We start from the raw sequence: 15,004 nt of genomic DNA, 5'->3' as shown, positions 1-15,004 counted from the left end.
GGTAGCCCGTGCCGTCGACGGGCTGGGCGTCAGGCCAGCGGCAGGTACGACGTGAGGTCGGTGCGCTCGCCCGAGGCGATGACCTTGCCGTCGGTGAGGGCGTCGACCCAGGCCATCGAGCCGGTGGCGAGCGCGATCCAGGTCTCGGCGTCGGTCTCGACGACGGCGGGCGGGGTGCCGCGGGTGTGCCGGACGCCCTCGACGACCTGCACGGCGGCGTACGGCGGCACGCGGACCTCGACGGACCGGCCGGGCGCGCGGGCCTCGAGCAGGGCGAGGTAGTGCTTGACGAGCAGCTTGAGGTCGGTCCGCTCGGCGGTGCCGGCGCTCAGCCGCTCGCGGGCCGCGGCCACGTCGGCGGCCGGGGCGGGGCGCAGGCGGGCGGGCACCTCTAGAGGCTAGTCAGGTACGGCTGCAGCAGGTCGCGCGGCTCCCAGCCGGTGGCCCGGATGCGGGAGGTGTCGAGGCAGAACTCGTGCGCGAGCGTGTCGACGGCGTACGGCGTGAGGAGGGGCTCGCGGCGGGTGGCCCGCGCGGCCGCGTCGAGCCCCCGGGCGGCGAGGAGTGCGAGGCCGACGGGCACGTGCCGCACCCGGGCGCCGGTGGCGGCGGCGACGAGGTGGTCGCGGTGGGCGGGGTCGCGGTCGGCGACGTTGTAGGCGCCCGGCCGCCAGTCGAGGGCGGCCACGCACGCGGAGGCGAGGTTGTCGACGTGGGTGACCGAGAGCCGCACGTCGGGCCCCGGGAGCGAGACCCGCCCGAACCGGACCGCGCGGCGCAGGCGGGGCAGCAGGTGCGGGTCACCGGGCCCGTAGACGGCCCGCGGGCGGAGCACCGCGGCACCGGCGGCGAGGGCGAGGCGGTCGCCGGCGGCCTTGGTGCGGCCGTAGGCGTTGAGGTGGCCGGCCTCCGTGGGGTGGTCCTCGGTGACGCGCGTGCGGTCGGGGCGGGGGTCGTAGACGCTGGAGGAGCTGACCCAGACGACCCGGGCGCCGGCCCGCTCGGCGGCGGCCAGCAGCCGCCGGGCGCCGTCGACGTTGACCCGCTCGAACTGCGGCCCGCCCCCGTCGCCCACCGTGGCCGCGAGGTGCACCACGGCGTCGCAGCCCACGAGGTCGGGCGTGCCGGTGGCGGCGTCCCAGGGCCGGTCGGAGCCGGCGGCCCGGCCGACGGTGACGACCTCGTGGCCCTGCGTGGTGAGCAACCGCGCGGCCGCGCCGCCGCAGAACCCGCTCGCCCCCGTGACCGCGACCCTCACCGGTCGGCTCCCCGGTCCACCCTCCGCACGACGAGCTCGCGCCAGGCGGGCAGGGCGGCGTGCCGGTCGGGCACGGCGCGCACGACGCGGGCCGGCTGGAGGGCGAGGGAGGACAGGGTGGTCGCGAGCTGGGCCCGGGCCAGCGCGGCGCCCGGGCAGGCGTGCGGGCCGGCGCCGAAGACGAGCCGGGCCTGTGCGGTCGGGGCCGGGTCCGTGACCGACGGGTCGCGCCGGTGGGCGTCGACGGCGTGCCGGACCATGAGCAGCAGCTGGTCGTCGGGCGTGACGCGCACACCGCCGACGATCGCGGGCTCGGCGGCGACCCGCGGCAGCAGCGGCGTCGGGGCGAGCACGCGGAGCAGCTCGTCGACGAGGACGGGCAGCAGCGCGTCGTCGCGGCAGGTGGCCCACCAGCCCTCGTCGGCCACCCACGCCACGGCCCGCGGCAGCGCGGCGTACGTCGTGGTCACCGCGGCCAGGGCCAGCATCTTGCCCAGCGGGTCGACCCGGCCGCCGAAGGCGTCGGCGAGGTGGTCGCGGTAGCGGGCACGACGCCACGACGGCAGCTCGGCCGCGGCCGCCGACGAGGCGGTCAGCCGGGCGGCCCGGGCCAGCTCGGCGCACTCGGCCGGAGACAGGTCGAGGTCGAGGAGCGCGGCGACGGTGCGGCCGGAGACCGCGTCGGCGAGCGCGCAGACGTCGACCTCCTCCCCCGCCCGCAGCGCGTCGACGGCGTCGTCGATCGGCGGGCGGTAGTGCCGGGCGAGCTCGAGGACGCCGCGGGAGCCGAGCCGCTCGGCGAGCCCGCGCCGCGACGCCCGGTGGGCGGGCCCGGTCTCGTCGAACAGCGCGCCCTCCCCCTCGTGCTTGCGGATCGCGCCGCCGGTGGTGCGGTCGTCGGTGCGGTCGAGCGGCACCCGGGTGAGCACCTGGCGCACCTCGTCCTCGCCGCTGACGACGACGCGGGAGCCGAGGCGCCGCACCGGCGCGCGCCCCGTGACCGAGAGCAGCCGGAACAGGACGGGGTGGGAGGCGGTGTAGACCCGGCGGTCGCGGCGTCGGGCCGTGGTCTCGAGACGCGCCCCCGAAGGCGCTCCTCGACCACCGTGCGGTGCGGTGCTCACCGGACGTGCACCTCCTCGGGGGTCGCCGGGACGTAGCGGCGGTCCCAGTACCAGAGCAGGGTCCGCCTGACGCCCCACGATCGCAGCCGGCGCAGGCTGTTCTCGACGACGACCTCGTCGGCGCGGACCACGTGCGGGGTGACCCGGCGGGCGCGGTTGAGCAGCTCGACGTCCTCCGAGCCCTCCTCGAGCCGCTGGCGCTCGGCGCCGCCGCAGCGCTCGTAGACGTCGGCGGTGAGGGCGAAGGAGTGCCCGTGGGTCAGCACGTACGGCGCCAGGTAGTCGGGCCCGCGGTGCTCGCCGCGGTAGCGGCCGTAGACCGCCAGCAGCCGCTGGACGGCCGGCAGGACCCACCGCTCGAGCACGGTGGGGTGCTCGTCGCGGCGGGGCACGCTCGCGCCCGCGACGACCTCGGCGCCGCGGGCGAACCGGTCGCGGATGCGGGCGGTCCAGTCGGGGCGGGGCAGGGCGTCGGCGTCGGTGCGGGCGAGGAGCTGCGCGCCGTGGGCGATGGCGAACCGCACGCCGGCGTCGACGGCCCAGCCCACGCCCCGCTCGGTCTCGACCACGACGTGGACGGCGAAGGGCGCCGTCGCGGCGAACGCCTCGACCACGCCCACCGTGCCGTCGGTGGAGCCGTTGTCGGCGACGACCAGGCGGAAGCCGCGGTCCTGCTGGGCCGCCAGCGCGACGAGCGTGGCCCCGATGCCCGCGGCCTCGTCGTACGCCGGGACGACGACCCAGAGCGCGCGGTCGTCGGGCGGCGCGGGTCGGGCCCACTCCTCGACCACCGAGGCGATCGACAGCGCACGCAGCGCCGCACGCACCGAGACCGAGACCCACAGCGCGGTGGCGACCAGGGTGGCGACGAGGCCGAACACGGCGCTGCGGCCGGGCATCGTGGCGTCGAGGTAGGCCCCGCCGAGGGTGCCGAGCAGCACCACGACCACGGTCGCGGCGACCGCGGCCCGGGCGGTCCGGGCGGCCGACGGGCGTCGCTCGTCGGGCCACGGCAGCAGCCACATCGCGCCCCCGACGAGCCCCAGCAGGAGCACCGCGCCGACGACCTCGCCCGCGAGCCGACCAGGCGCGGCGTCCACCAGCACCACGGCCAGCGCCACGGCGGCGTGTGCCGCGGCGGCCAGCCAGACGTCGCGCAGGTTGTCGGCGACGGGGTTGCCCGAGCCGTTGTCCTGGCCGCAGACGGCCCGGAACGCGGTGCGCAGCGCGCGCACCGACCGCACCGAGAGCCACAGCACGATCGCCGTCGAGACCCAGGTGAGCGGCCGGCCGAGGTCGGCCGCGGCCGCCTCGACGACCAGGGCGACCTCGCGCGGCAGCGTCCGGTCGGCCGCCGTGCGCACGGCGCCCGCGACGGTGGAGTCGGCGACCCCCGCCCAGCCGAGGACCGCGCCCACGAGGAGCAGGACGGGCACGAGCCCGACGAGCAGCGAGTACGTCGCGGAGCCGGCCAGCGCGTCGCCGTTGGCGCCGGTGTAGCGCCGGTGCGAGGCCAGGAGCAGCTCGCGCCAGCGGGGGGTCACGCCAGCATCCTCGCGGTCGCCGCGCGATCGGGCTTGCCCGAGCGCCCGCGCGTCGGGATGCGGGCGACCACGACCCGGTCGGGGGCCGCCGGGCCGAGGGCCGCGATGGGGGTGCGCAGGCGGCGGCGCACGTCGCGGGGGCGGACCCCGGGCTCGGGCTCGACGACGAGCACGAGGCGCTCGTCGAGGTCGGCGCCGGGCACGCCGACGAGCAGGGCCTGGGCGACGCCCGGCACGTGCAGCGACGGCTCGTGCAGGCCGGGGTAGATGTTCTCGGCGCCCCGCAGGACCATGTCCTTGAGCCGGCCGTGCAGCACGACGCTGCGGCCGCGCACCTCGCCCCGGTCGCCGGTCGCGACGTGGTCGAGCGGCGGGCCGCCGAGGTGACGGACGGCCGTGCCGGCGCCCGCGACCAGCACCTGGCCGCGCTCGTCGGTGGTCGCGGTGGTGCCGGGCACCAGCGTGCCGACGAGGTCGCCGGTGCCGCCGCCGTCGACGTACGCCGCCTTGGCGCGCGACTCGACGGCCGCGACCGGGAACGCCTCGGTGAGCGCGTAGACGCCCCAGGCCTGGTCGGCGCCGGCGGTGGTGAGCCGGCCCAGCAGGTGGGCGGAGACGGGGGCGGAGCCGGCGAAGACGCGACCGGTGAACCGGGTGCCGTCGTCGAGCAGCGCACGGGCCTGGGGCGGGGTGAGGTAGGTCAGCTGCGGCCGCAGGCTCTCGACGGTGCGGCGGTCGGCCCGGGTGGCCACCGGCGCGCCGGCCAGCAGGGCGGGCGCCATGGCGAAGAACGTGCCGCCGACGACCGGGGTGCCCGCGCGGACGTCGGCCAGCGCGGTCACCGCGTCGAGGCCGGCCGAGATCGACGCGGTGGTGTGCACGACCGCGCGCGGGTCGCCGGTCGTGCCGGAGGTGAAGACGACCAGCGCCTCGGCCGGGCCGCGGCCGGACCGGTCGGGCGAGGGCGCCGGGTCGAGGCGGCGCGGGAGGACCAGGACGGGGGCGATGTCGTCGAGCGGCGCCAGGCGCAGCCCGGCGCGGCGCGCCACGGGCGCGGCCCAGCCGGCGGCCGCGCGGACCAGCGGGTCGGTCACCACCACTCGCGCCTCGGCCGCCCGCAGCCGGGCGGTGAGCAGGCCGGGCGGCACGGCCGGGTCGACCAGCGCCACCCGGAGCCGCAGCCGCAGGCAGGCCAGGACGACGGCGAGCGCCGCCGGCCCGGGGCGGCAGGCGAGGGCGACCGTCTCGCCCTCCTCCAGCCCGTGGGCGTGCAGCCGGCCCGCGACCGCCAGGGCGCGGTCGGCGAGCTCGCCTCGGGTCACCGCACGCCCCCGGCGGCGGGGGTCGACGAAGGCCGCGACCTGGGGCGTGGCGCGCAGCCGCGGGAGGAGCTCGTCGACGGTGCTCATCGGGGGCTCACCATGGGCTCACCGCGGGCTCGTCGTGGGCTCACCGTGGGCTCACCGTGGGCTCGTCGTGGGCTCATCGCGGGTCGGGGGTCAGGCGGCCCGGGCCGCGGTCGAGGTACCAGCGCGCGGCCCCCACGACGCCGTACGCCTCGATGCGGCGCATCGAGTTCTCCGAGACCATGGTGCGGCGCTGCTGCACGCGGTCGGTGCACCGGCGGACCCGGTTGAGGAACGTGCGGTCGGTGGGCGACGGCATCCGCGGCATGCCGCCGCAGCGCTCGTAGAGGGCGGCGGTGACGGCCATGTTGTTGCCGGCGTGCATCTGGTAGGGCACGAGGTAGTCCTGGCCGCGGTTGGCCGCGCGCCAGCGGCCGAACGTCGCCGCCGCGACGACCATGCCGCGGAAGGCGGCCCGGGCCAGCGGCCCGTTCTCGTCGCGGCGGGCGACGAGGTGGCCGCAGACCAGCTCGGCGCCCTCGGCGAACCCGGCACGCACCTCGGCCACCCAGTCCGGCCGCGGCACGCAGTCGGCGTCGGTGCGGGCCAGGTGCGTGGCGCCCGCGGCGATCGCGGTGCGGAAGCCGGTGTCGACGGCGCAGCCCACGCCCTTCTCGGGCTCCTCCAGCACGTGCACGACCAGCGGCACCGTGCGCGCCCACGCGCGGGCGACGTCGGCGGTGCCGTCGGTCGAGCCGTTGTCGACCACGACGAGGGTGAAGTCCTGGTCGGTCTGCGCGGCGAGGGCGTCGAGGGTGCGCGGGAGGCCGGCGGCCTCGTCGTAGGCCGGGACGACGACCCAGAGGTCCTGCTCGCTCACGACTTCTCCCACACCGTGGTCATCACGGACACGCCGCCGCCGAGGCCGACCATGAGGACCTTGTCGCCGGTCCGGAGCCGGTCCCACTGCCGGCTGAGCTGGAGCGGCAGCGTGGCCGAGGCGACGTTGCCGTGGGTGTCGACGGTGAGGTCGACGAGGTCGCGCGGCACGCCGGTGACCTCGCAGAACCGGTCGACGTACGGCGTGATGACCTGGTGCACCAGCACGGCGGCGAGGTCGTCGAGGCCGAGGCCGGCGTGGGCGAGCGTGGAGTCGACGATGGCCGGGCCGACCTTCTCGAAGACCCGCTTGAGCTCGCGGCCGGCGCCGGTGAAGTACAGCTTGTCGTGGTCGCGCGGGTAGCGGCTGCCGCCGCCGAAGATGCCCCCGACCTCCCAGTGCTCGCTGTGCGTCTCGGTCTCGGTGCGACCGAGCCCGCCGCGCTCGACCGGCTCGACCACGACCGCGGCGCCGGCGTCGCCGAAGGTGTAGCCCGCGACGTGGTGGGCCGCGTCGGCGGTGTCGCGCACGGCCCAGCGCGTGGAGAGCGACGGCGTCTCGCCGGTGACCACGAGCGCGGTGCGGGCCCGGCCGGTCTCGATCATCGCCCGGGCCAGGTCGAGGCCGTTGACGAAGGAGTTGCAGGCGTTGGTGACGTCGAGGCAGTGCGCCCGGGCGCCGAGGGCGTGGTTGACCACGTGGGCGGTCGCGGGCTCGACGAAGTCGCGGGTCGCGCTGGCGAAGAGCAGCAGGTCGACCTCCTCCGGGTCGCGACCGGCCCGCGCCAGCGCCGCGCGGGCCGCGTCGGTGGCCAGGGACGACGCCCACTGCTCGCCCTCGACGACGACCCGCCGCTCGCGGATGCCGGTGATCCGCTCCAGCAGCCCGGTCGGCATCGCGAACCCCGACGCCGCCTCGACCCGCGCCTGCACCTCGGCGGTCGTCAGCACGGTCGGCGGGAGCACGTGCGCGGCGGCGGTGATGCCGATCCGCGGGAGCTGCGTGGAGGTCATGCGGTGAGGCTAGGGCGGGCGGGTCCGCCTCGACCTGAGTACTGGGGACCAGGCGCCGCGCGGTCAGTGCTCAACGGCTGCGGTGACGTGGTCTCGAGACGGGACTTCGTCCCTCCTCGACCACCGTGGGTCAGGACCGGCCCACACGGCGGCCGAGGAAGGCGCCCTGGCGCCTGTCTCGAGGCCACCCGGCCGCGGTGGGTCAGGACCGGGCCACACGGTGGCCGGGGAAGGCGCCCTGGCGCCTGTCTCGAGGCCACCCGGCCGCGGTGGGTCAGGACCGGGCCACACGGTGGTCGAGGAAGGCGCCCCGGCGCCTGTCTCGAGGCCACCCGGCCGCGGGTGGCGGGTCCGGCTTGATCTCGACCGTGGTCGAGGTCCTACCGTCGAGCAGGTGACGACGACCGGGGACACCACGACCGCCGCCACCACCTCCCTGCTGGCGCCGCGCTACCGCTGGTCGACGGTGGGCATGGTCGCGCTGGTCTTCCTGGCCGCGTTCGAGTCGCTGGCCGTGACGACCGCGATGCCGACGGTGAGCGCCGAGCTCGACGGGCGGTCGCTGTTCGCGATCGCGTTCTCGGCGACCCTGGCCGCGAGCGTCGTCAGCATGGTCGCGGCCGGCGCGTGGGCCGACCGCCGCGGGCCGGTGCCGCCCCTGCTGGGCGCGGTGGGGCTCTTCTCCGCCGGCCTGCTCGTCGCCGGCCTCGCCCCCACGATGGAGGTGGTGGTCGCGGGCCGCCTGCTCCAGGGCCTCGGCGCGGGCGGGCTCGTCGTCAGCCTGTACCTGCTCGTCTCCGCGGTGTACGCCGAGGTCGACCGTCCCCGCATCCTCGGCGCATTCGCCGCGGCGTGGGTGGTGCCGTCGATCGTCGGGCCCGCGGCGGCCGGGCTCACGACCGAGACCGTCGGGTGGCGGTGGGTGTTCCTGGGTGTCGTGGTGCTGGCCGGCCTGGCCGTGCTGGCCCTCACCCCGGCCGTGCGGGCCGCGGCCCGGGAGGAGCGACCAGCCACCGACGGCCTGCCCGACCCCCGTCGTCGCCTGGCCTGGGCCACGCTCGCGGCCGGCGCCGTGCTCGCCCTCGACCTCGGGGCCCGGGCCGACGGCGTGGCCGCGGTGCTCGTCGCCGTCGCGGCCCTGGGCGTCGCCGTGCTCGCCGTACGCCCCCTGGTGCCGCGGGGCATGCTCACCGGCCGCCGCGGGCTGCCGGCGGTGATCGGGGTGCGCAGCACGGCCTTCGCCGCGTTCGCCGGCAGCGAGATCTACCTCCCCCTCCTCCTCCAGGAGCGGTACGACGCCTCCCCGACCGTCTCGGGCCTGGCCCTCACCACCGCGGCGTTCGGGTGGGCGGGCGCCTCGCAGGTGCAGGCGCGGCTGGGCGGCCGGTTGGGCGACCGGAAGGCCCTGCGGGTCGGGGCACCGCTGGTGGCCGGCGGCGTGCTCACCACGCTGGCCGTGGCCGCGCTGGGCCTGCCCGGCCTGCTCGTGCTGGCCACGTGGGGGCTCACCGGCGCCGGGATGGGCCTGCTGACGCCTCGGGTCGGGGTGCTGGTGCTCCGCGAGTCCGCCGCGCCGACCGGGGGACCAACACCTCCGCGATGACGCTCGGGGACTCCGTCGGGGCAGCCGTGGCCATCGCCGTCGGCGGCCTGGCCTTCGCCGCGGCGGGGTCGGCCGAGGAGCCGACCCGCGCGCCGTTCGTCGCCGCTCTGGCCGTCACCTCCCTGGCCGCGGTGGCCTCGGTCGTGCTGTCGCGGCGCACCCGGGCGCGCGTGGGGTAGACAGGGCCGGGTGGACGCCACCGTCGCCGGCCGCACGGCCCGCACCCTCGAGACCCTGCACGCGCTGTGCTACTTCGCCCCCGAGGTCGACCAGGAGGTGGCCGCGCTCGGCGTGCGACCGGGCCGGTCGACGTACTTCGCGTCGCGGGCGGCCGCGATGGGCGCCGTCGGCCCCGGACCGGTGGCGGCGACGTTCTTCGTCTTCAGCCCGTCGCTGGTGGCCAAGCTGCTGCCGCCGGCCTGGGCGGCGGCCACCCCGGCCGACGTCGTCGCGGCCCGGCTGCGTGGCGTCGACGCGGCCTACCGACGGCTGCTGGGCGAGGAGGTGCTGGCCTCGGCCGAGGTCGCCGAGGCAGCGGAGCTGGTGCGCCGGGCGGCCACCGACGCCGACCCCGCCGGGCGGGCCCTGTTCGCCGCGCACGCCGACCTGGCCTGGCCCGAGGAGCCCCACCTGGCGCTGTGGCACGGGCTGACGCTGCTGCGCGAGCACCGGGGCGACGGCCACGTGGCGGTCCTGCTGGCCCAGGGCCTGTCCGGCCTCGAGGCGCTCGTCACCCACACCGCGACCGGCACCGGCTTCACCCGGCCCGCAGCCCAGGCGACCCGCGGGTGGTCGGACGAGCAGTGGGCGGCCGCGGTCGACGCGCTCGTCGAGCGCGGCCTGCTCACCACCGAGGAGGAGCTCACCGACGCCGGCCGAGACCTGCGCGCCGCCGTCGAGGACGCCACCGACACCCTCGCCGTCGCTCCCTGGTCCCGGCTGGGCGAGGACGGCCGGGCCCGGCTGCACGAGATCGGCAAGCCGCTGGTCGTGCGGGCGCTCAAGGCCGGGGCCTTCCCCGACGGGGTGTTCGCCCGCTGACCGGGCGCCCGACATGATCGAGGGGTGCCGGAGGGGGACAGCGTCTGGAAGCTTGCGCGCCAGCTCGACCGCAAGCTGCTCGGCCGCACCGTCGTCCGGACCGACCTGCGCGTGCCACGGCTGGCCACCCGCGACCTGACCGGCCGCACGGTCGTCGAGCACGCGACGTACGGCAAGCACCTGCTGACCCGCTTCTCCGCCCCCGACGCCGCGACCGACGGCCCACCGGTCACCCTCCACAGCCACCTCAAGATGGACGGCGAGTGGTCGGTGACCGGCCCCGGCAAGGTGCTCCCCCGCCGGCTCATGGCCGACGTGCGGCTCGTCCTCGGCCTCGACTCCGGCGCCACCGCGTGGGGGCTGCGGCTGCACGACCTCGACCTGGCCGCGACCACCGACGAGGCCCGCTGGATCGGCCACCTCGGTCCCGACCCGCTGCGCGAGGACTGGGACCCCGCCGAGGCGGTGCGTCGGCTGCGCGCGCAGCCCGCGGTGCCGTTCGTCTCCGCCCTCCTCGACCAGACCAAGGTCTGCGGGCTGGGCAACCTGTGGGTCAACGAGCTGGCGTTCATCCTCGGCGTCAGCCCCTGGACGCCCATCGGCGACGTCGACCTCGACAAGCTGGTCCACCGCGCGGCGCGGGTGCTGCACCACTCCGCGACCGTCCCCGGTGCCTACCAGACCACCACGGGCCTCGGGCAGCGCGGCGAGAACCACTGGGTCTCCGGCCGCGCCGCCCGCCCCTGCCTGCGCTGCGGCACGAAGGTCCAGATGGTGCCCGAGCTGCCCAACGACCCGGCCAACCGGCGTACGTGGTGGTGCCCCCACTGCCAGCCCGGCCCGGGCCCGGAGGCCCGGGTGCCCGACCGCCGCCTGCGGTAGTCCCTGACGATGTGGTCGTGGATCCGGTGGTCCGACGACCACATCGTCAGGGACTACCCCCCGGTGAGGGCGGCGCGGGCCAGGTCGTCGACGGAGCGGCCGGCGGGGTCGAGGCAGGTGAGGCGTACGCCGTCGGGCAGGTCGGGCGGCGGCTCGGACCCCACGACGACGACCGTCGGCACGAGGCCGGGGCGGCCGCGGCGGTGCGACAGCGCGTCGACGAACGCGGGCACGGCCGCGGGCGAGGCGGTCACGAGCAGGTCGGCGCCACCGAGGTCGCGCAGCCGGCCGGCCAGCAGGAGCAGGTCGTCGGGGTGGTCGAGGTCGGCCTGCACGGCCCAGGCGGGCACCCGGCTCCGGCGCACGACGACGGCCGTCGCCTCGGCAGCCGCGGCGTCGCGGTCGACGGCCACCACGGCGGCGCCACGTCGCGCGGCCCGCACGGCGACCTCGCGGCCCAGCCCCGCGCCGGAGTCGGTCACCAGCACGGTGCGCCACCGCAGGTCCAGGCTCTCCCCCACCCGGCGACCGTACGACGCCCGCGACCGCTACGACGCGGCGGAGGCCTGGAGCACCTCGCCGACCCGGGCCAGCTCGTCGCGCAGCTCGGCGGGCGACTCGACGACGAACGGCGCCCCGACCTGGGCGAGCACCATGACCGGCCACTGCAGGCTGTCGACGTTCATCTCCAGCCGGCACGCCCCGTCCCCGTCCTCGACCACCTCGCCCCAGTGGCCCACCGCCCACCGCACCGTGGCCGCCGGGGCCTCGAGGCGCACGCGGACGGCGTACCGCTGCGGCATCCGGCGGAAGCCCTGCTCGACGAAGGCCACCGCGTCGCCGCCCGGCAGGTCCCGCGGCCGGAACCGCTGGCCGGTGAGCACCGGGGCGCTGACCCGGTCGACGCGGAAGGAGCGCCAGTCGTGGCGGTCGCGGTCGTGCGCGACGAGGTACCACCGGCGGCCCAGGGAGACCAGGCGGTGGGGCTCGACGCGGCGGTGGGTGACCTCGGCACCGCGGGCTGCGTAGTCGAGCTCGAGGAGCTCGTCGTCGCGGCAGGCCTGGGCCAGCGTGGTCAGCACGCGGGCGTCGACGCTCGGCCCGGCCGACCACGGACCGGGGGCGTCGGTCTGCGAGGCCAGGGCGTCCATGCGGCGGCGCAGCCGGGTCGGCATCAGGGCGACGACCTTGGTCAGCGCCTGGACCGAGGTCTCCTCCAGCCCGCCGACCGACCCGGCCGCGGCGGTGCGCAGGCCGACCGCGATGGCCACCGCCTCGTCGTCCTCCAGGACCAGCGGCGGCAGCTGGCCGCCGGCGCGCAGCTGGTAGCCGCCGGCGACCCCGCGGGTCGCGTCGACGACGTACCCCAGGTCGCGCAGCCGCTCGATGTCGCGGCGCAGCGTGCGGCCGCTGACCTCGAGCCGGGTCGCGAGCTCCTCCCCCGGCCAGTAGCGGTGGGTCTGCAGCAGGGAGAGCAGCGAGAGCATCCGGGCGCTGGTGGACATGGCCCCGAGACTAGGTGGCATTGAGGTCAGGATCTGGCCTCTTGCGTCCCTAGCGTCCCCGCCATGGACCCGATCATCCGCACCACCTCCCTCACCCGGACGTTCACGCGCCACGGGCAGACCGTCGAGGCCGTCCGCGGCCTCGACCTCACGATCGAGGCGGGCGAGCTCGTCGCCTTCCTCGGTCCCAACGGCGCCGGCAAGTCCACGACGCTGAAGATGCTCACCACCCTGCTCGCCCCCACCTCCGGCACCGCCGAGGTCGCCGGCCACGACGTGGTGCGCGAGCCCCGCGCCGTGCGCCGGGCGCTGGGGTACGTCGGGCAGGGCAACGCCGCGGCCCACCAGCAGCGCGGGCGTGACGAGGTCGTGAGCCAGGCCCGCGCCCACGGCCTGTCCCGCCGCGAGGCGGCCGCCCGGGCCGACGAGCTGCTGGAGGCGTTCGGCCTGGCCGAGCACGCGCGACGGCCGGTCTCGACGCTGTCCGGCGGGCAGCGGCGACGGCTCGACGTGGCCATCGGCCTGGTGCACCGGCCACCGCTGATGTTCCTCGACGAGCCGTCGACCGGGCTCGACCCGCAAAACCGGGTCAACCTGCAGGAGCAGGTCGTCCGCCTCCACCGCGAGCTCGGCACGACCGTCGTGCTGACCACGCACTACCTCGAGGAGGCCGACGCGATCGCCGACCGCGTCGTGGTCGTCGACCACGGCACCGTCATCGCCGACGACACCGCGGCCCGGCTCAAGTCCGGGCTCGGCGACCTGGTCTCGCTGCGCCTCGCCTCCCCCGCCGACGCGGCCCGCGCGGCCGAGCGGGCCGCCCGCCTCGAGGGGGCGAGCGTCGAGGTCGCGCGTGACCGGGTCGACGTCCGGGTTGCCCACGGCCGCGACCTCGCCCCGGGCCTCGTCACCGACCTCGCCGCCGCGGGCACGCCCGCGGTCGGCATCGAGGTGCACGGCGCGACCCTCGACGACGTCTTCCTCCACCTGACCGGGCGCAGCCTGCGCGAGACCCAGACCACCACCGCCACCTCGACCCCCAGCACGGACGGAGCCGCAGCATGACCGACACCCTCGAGACCCCCGCCGACCGCACCACCCGGACCGGCCGACCCGCGTCGTACGACGGGGAGCGGCGGGCACCAGGCGTCGTCGCCGACACCTGGAACGTGATGACCCGCGAGCTCAGGCCAGTGCTGCGCGAGCCGGCGTCGGTGCTGTTCGCGATGGTGCAGCCCCTCGTCTTCCTGGCCCTGTTCGCACCGCTGCTGCCCGACACCGGGGCGTTCGGGGGCTCGGCGCTGCAGTGGTTCGTGCCCGGCATCATCGCCATGACCGCGCTGATGGGCGCGTCGATGACCGGGTCCAACCTGACCCTGGAGATCGGCACCGGCTCCCACGAGCGGCTGCTCGTCTCGCCGCTGAGCCGCTCGTCGCTCCTGGTCGGCCGGGCCCTGAAGGAGGTCGTGCCGATGCTGGCCCAGGCCGTGCTGATCGTGGCCGTGGTGACGCCGTTCTCCTTCGACCTGCACCTCGGCGGCGTGCTGGTCGGCCTGGCCGTGCTCGCGCTGTTCAGCGTCGGCGTGGGCGCGCTGTCCTTCTCCCTGGCCGTGGTCTCGGCCGGGCAGGACTGGATCTTCTGGACCGTGCAGCAGACCCTGGTCTTCCCGTTGCTGCTGCTCGCCGGCGTGCTGCTCCCGCTCGACGGCGCCCCCGGCTGGCTGCGCCTCGCCGCCGACCTCAACCCGCTCGGCTACATCATCGAGGCCGAGCGCGCCCTGTTCGCCGGCGACCTCGCGCTCGACACCCTCGGCGCCGGGGTCCTCTCCGCGGCCCTGGTCGCCGCCCTCGGTCTCGCCGTCGGCCTGCGGACCATGCGCCGCGCCTCCTGACCCCCGTCCACCCGCCGACCCGTCGTGCAGCCACGACGGGTCGGCGTCGGGGTCGTCAGGCGATGGAGTCGAGGATCTCCATGTGGCGCCGCCACGCGTCGGACTCGACGTCGATGACGACGAAGTGGTCGCCCTCGACCTCGACGAGCTCGGCGGTGGCGCCGGCCTCGACCGCGCGGTCGACGTACGACTGGGACTGGCTGAGCGGGACGATGGTGTCGTCCGTGCCGTGCACGCACCAGACGGGCACGTCGAGCGGCAGCTGCTGGGCCGGGTCGTACTTCTCGTCCGCGACCGTGGGCTGGCGGCCGAGCAGCTGTCCGGCGGCGCCGCCGCCGAGGTTCTCCTCCTCCGAGGCGCGCAGGTCGAGGACGCCGGCCTGGCTGACGACGTGGGTGACCGGCACCCGCTCGGGCCAGTCGTAGCGCCCGCGGCCGGCGGCCCAGGTGGCGAGGTGCCCGCCGGCGCTGTGGCCCAGCGTGACGACCGTCGAGGTGTCGACGTCGAGGTCGGCCAGCGCATCGATGCCGGCCGCCACGTCGTCGAACGTCGCGGGCGCGCCGCCCCCGCCACCCTCGCCGTCACCGATGCGGCGGTACTCGAGGTTCCACGCGACCCAGCCGGCCTCGGCCAGGGCCACGGCGAGCGGGGTGCCGAGGTCCTCGGCGTTGTACTCGGCGCGCCAGAACCCGCCGTGGATGACCACCACCACGCCGCGCGCGGGGCCGGCCGGCCGGAACAGCTCGCCGTACTGGCTGGGGTCGTCGCCGTAGGTGTGGCGGCTGCGGTCGACGCTCACGGCAGGGTCGTCCTCCTGGCAGGCGGTCAGGGCGAGTCCGGCGGCCCCCAGGGCCGCGAGGCCCGGCAGGCGGAGCAGGGTCCGTCGGTGCACGCGGCGATCCTGCCACCGGGCTCC

At 77.1% G+C, this 15,004-nt stretch carries 16 protein-coding genes; 6 read left to right on the top strand and 10 right to left on the bottom strand.

What is annotated here, in order from left to right; translation table 11 throughout:
- Positions 1-29 precede the first annotated feature (29 nt).
- The 7 genes from FJQ57_RS16815 to FJQ57_RS16785 all read right to left on the bottom strand — a co-directional run bounded on the left by FJQ57_RS16815 (position 30) and on the right by FJQ57_RS16785 (position 7,165).
- Positions 30-389, bottom strand: a complete 360-nt coding sequence (locus tag FJQ57_RS16815; RefSeq protein ID WP_170219480.1) for a sterol carrier family protein — start codon at positions 387-389, stop codon at positions 30-32.
- Between the two features lie 2 nt (positions 390-391).
- Positions 392-1,258 (bottom strand): NAD-dependent epimerase/dehydratase family protein, encoded by an 867-nt coding sequence (locus FJQ57_RS16810; RefSeq protein ID WP_139982554.1) that lies wholly within the window; start codon positions 1,256-1,258, stop codon positions 392-394.
- Complete coding sequence (locus tag FJQ57_RS16805) at positions 1,255-2,382, bottom strand: cytochrome P450 family protein (protein ID WP_211349040.1); 1,128 nt, start codon at positions 2,380-2,382, stop codon at positions 1,255-1,257. The genes FJQ57_RS16810 and FJQ57_RS16805 overlap by 4 nt, the downstream gene beginning before the upstream one ends.
- Positions 2,379-3,926, bottom strand: coding sequence for a glycosyltransferase family 2 protein (locus tag FJQ57_RS23055; protein ID WP_139982552.1), 1,548 nt, complete (start codon positions 3,924-3,926; stop codon positions 2,379-2,381). Before FJQ57_RS23055 ends, FJQ57_RS16805 begins: the two co-directional genes overlap by 4 nt.
- A complete protein-coding gene (locus FJQ57_RS16795; protein ID WP_139982550.1) occupies positions 3,923-5,335 on the bottom strand; it encodes a class I adenylate-forming enzyme family protein in 1,413 nt (470 codons plus the stop codon). Before FJQ57_RS16795 ends, FJQ57_RS23055 begins: the two co-directional genes overlap by 4 nt.
- A gap of 73 nt (positions 5,336-5,408) precedes the next feature.
- On the bottom strand, positions 5,409-6,152 hold the full coding sequence (locus FJQ57_RS16790; RefSeq protein ID WP_211349038.1) for a glycosyltransferase family 2 protein: 744 nt from the start codon (positions 6,150-6,152) through the stop codon (positions 5,409-5,411).
- Positions 6,149-7,165, bottom strand: a complete 1,017-nt coding sequence (locus FJQ57_RS16785; protein WP_139982546.1) for a 3-oxoacyl-ACP synthase III family protein — start codon at positions 7,163-7,165, stop codon at positions 6,149-6,151. The genes FJQ57_RS16790 and FJQ57_RS16785 overlap by 4 nt, the downstream gene beginning before the upstream one ends.
- Positions 7,166-7,559: 394 nt before the next feature.
- On the opposite strand from FJQ57_RS16785, the gene FJQ57_RS16780 reads away from it, so the two are divergent.
- Genes FJQ57_RS16780 through FJQ57_RS16770 form a run of 4 tightly spaced genes read left to right on the top strand, consistent with a single transcriptional unit; the run spans position 7,560 to position 10,691 of the window.
- Positions 7,560-8,768, top strand: a complete 1,209-nt coding sequence (locus tag FJQ57_RS16780) for an MFS transporter (protein WP_211349036.1) — start codon at positions 7,560-7,562, stop codon at positions 8,766-8,768.
- Complete coding sequence (locus tag FJQ57_RS23050) at positions 8,765-8,947, top strand: hypothetical protein (RefSeq protein WP_211349034.1); 183 nt, start codon at positions 8,765-8,767, stop codon at positions 8,945-8,947. The genes FJQ57_RS16780 and FJQ57_RS23050 overlap by 4 nt, the downstream gene beginning before the upstream one ends.
- Positions 8,948-8,957: 10 nt before the next feature.
- The gene (locus FJQ57_RS16775) at positions 8,958-9,809 is read left to right on the top strand and encodes an SCO6745 family protein (protein ID WP_139982544.1); all 852 of its coding nucleotides are present in this window, start codon (positions 8,958-8,960) and stop codon (positions 9,807-9,809) included.
- 24 nt (positions 9,810-9,833) lie between these two features.
- On the top strand, positions 9,834-10,691 hold the full coding sequence (locus FJQ57_RS16770; protein ID WP_139982542.1) for a DNA-formamidopyrimidine glycosylase family protein: 858 nt from the start codon (positions 9,834-9,836) through the stop codon (positions 10,689-10,691).
- A 53-nt stretch (positions 10,692-10,744) separates the two neighbouring features.
- Here FJQ57_RS16770 and FJQ57_RS16765 read toward each other — a convergent pair whose 3' ends face one another.
- Together FJQ57_RS16765 and FJQ57_RS16760 are read right to left on the bottom strand one after the other, a co-directional pair.
- Positions 10,745-11,212, bottom strand: coding sequence for an SDR family NAD(P)-dependent oxidoreductase (locus FJQ57_RS16765; protein WP_139982540.1), 468 nt, complete (start codon positions 11,210-11,212; stop codon positions 10,745-10,747).
- A gap of 27 nt (positions 11,213-11,239) precedes the next feature.
- Entirely contained in the window at positions 11,240-12,196 is a 957-nt protein-coding gene (locus tag FJQ57_RS16760) for a helix-turn-helix transcriptional regulator (protein ID WP_246081869.1), read from the bottom strand.
- Between the two features lie 63 nt (positions 12,197-12,259).
- Here FJQ57_RS16760 and FJQ57_RS16755 point away from each other — a divergent pair, with 63 nt between their 5' ends.
- Positions 12,260-13,261 carry an ATP-binding cassette domain-containing protein gene (locus tag FJQ57_RS16755; protein ID WP_211349030.1) on the top strand — a complete coding sequence of 334 codons (1,002 nt, stop codon included), beginning with the start codon at positions 12,260-12,262 and terminating at the stop codon, positions 13,259-13,261.
- Positions 13,258-14,088, top strand: a complete 831-nt coding sequence (locus FJQ57_RS16750) for an ABC transporter permease (RefSeq protein WP_139982538.1) — start codon at positions 13,258-13,260, stop codon at positions 14,086-14,088. Before FJQ57_RS16755 ends, FJQ57_RS16750 begins: the two co-directional genes overlap by 4 nt.
- 55 nt (positions 14,089-14,143) lie before the next feature.
- Here the strand turns inward: FJQ57_RS16750 and FJQ57_RS16745 are convergent, their stop codons facing one another.
- Positions 14,144-14,980, bottom strand: coding sequence for an alpha/beta hydrolase (locus tag FJQ57_RS16745; RefSeq protein ID WP_211349028.1), 837 nt, complete (start codon positions 14,978-14,980; stop codon positions 14,144-14,146).
- Positions 14,981-15,004: the final 24 nt, after the last annotated feature.

This window comes from Nocardioides litoris, assembly GCF_006346315.1.
Lineage (GTDB): Bacteria > Actinomycetota > Actinomycetes > Propionibacteriales > Nocardioidaceae > Nocardioides > Nocardioides litoris.
The sequence above is the reverse complement of the archived record's forward strand: the minus strand, read 5'-3'. Positions and strand labels throughout refer to the sequence as shown.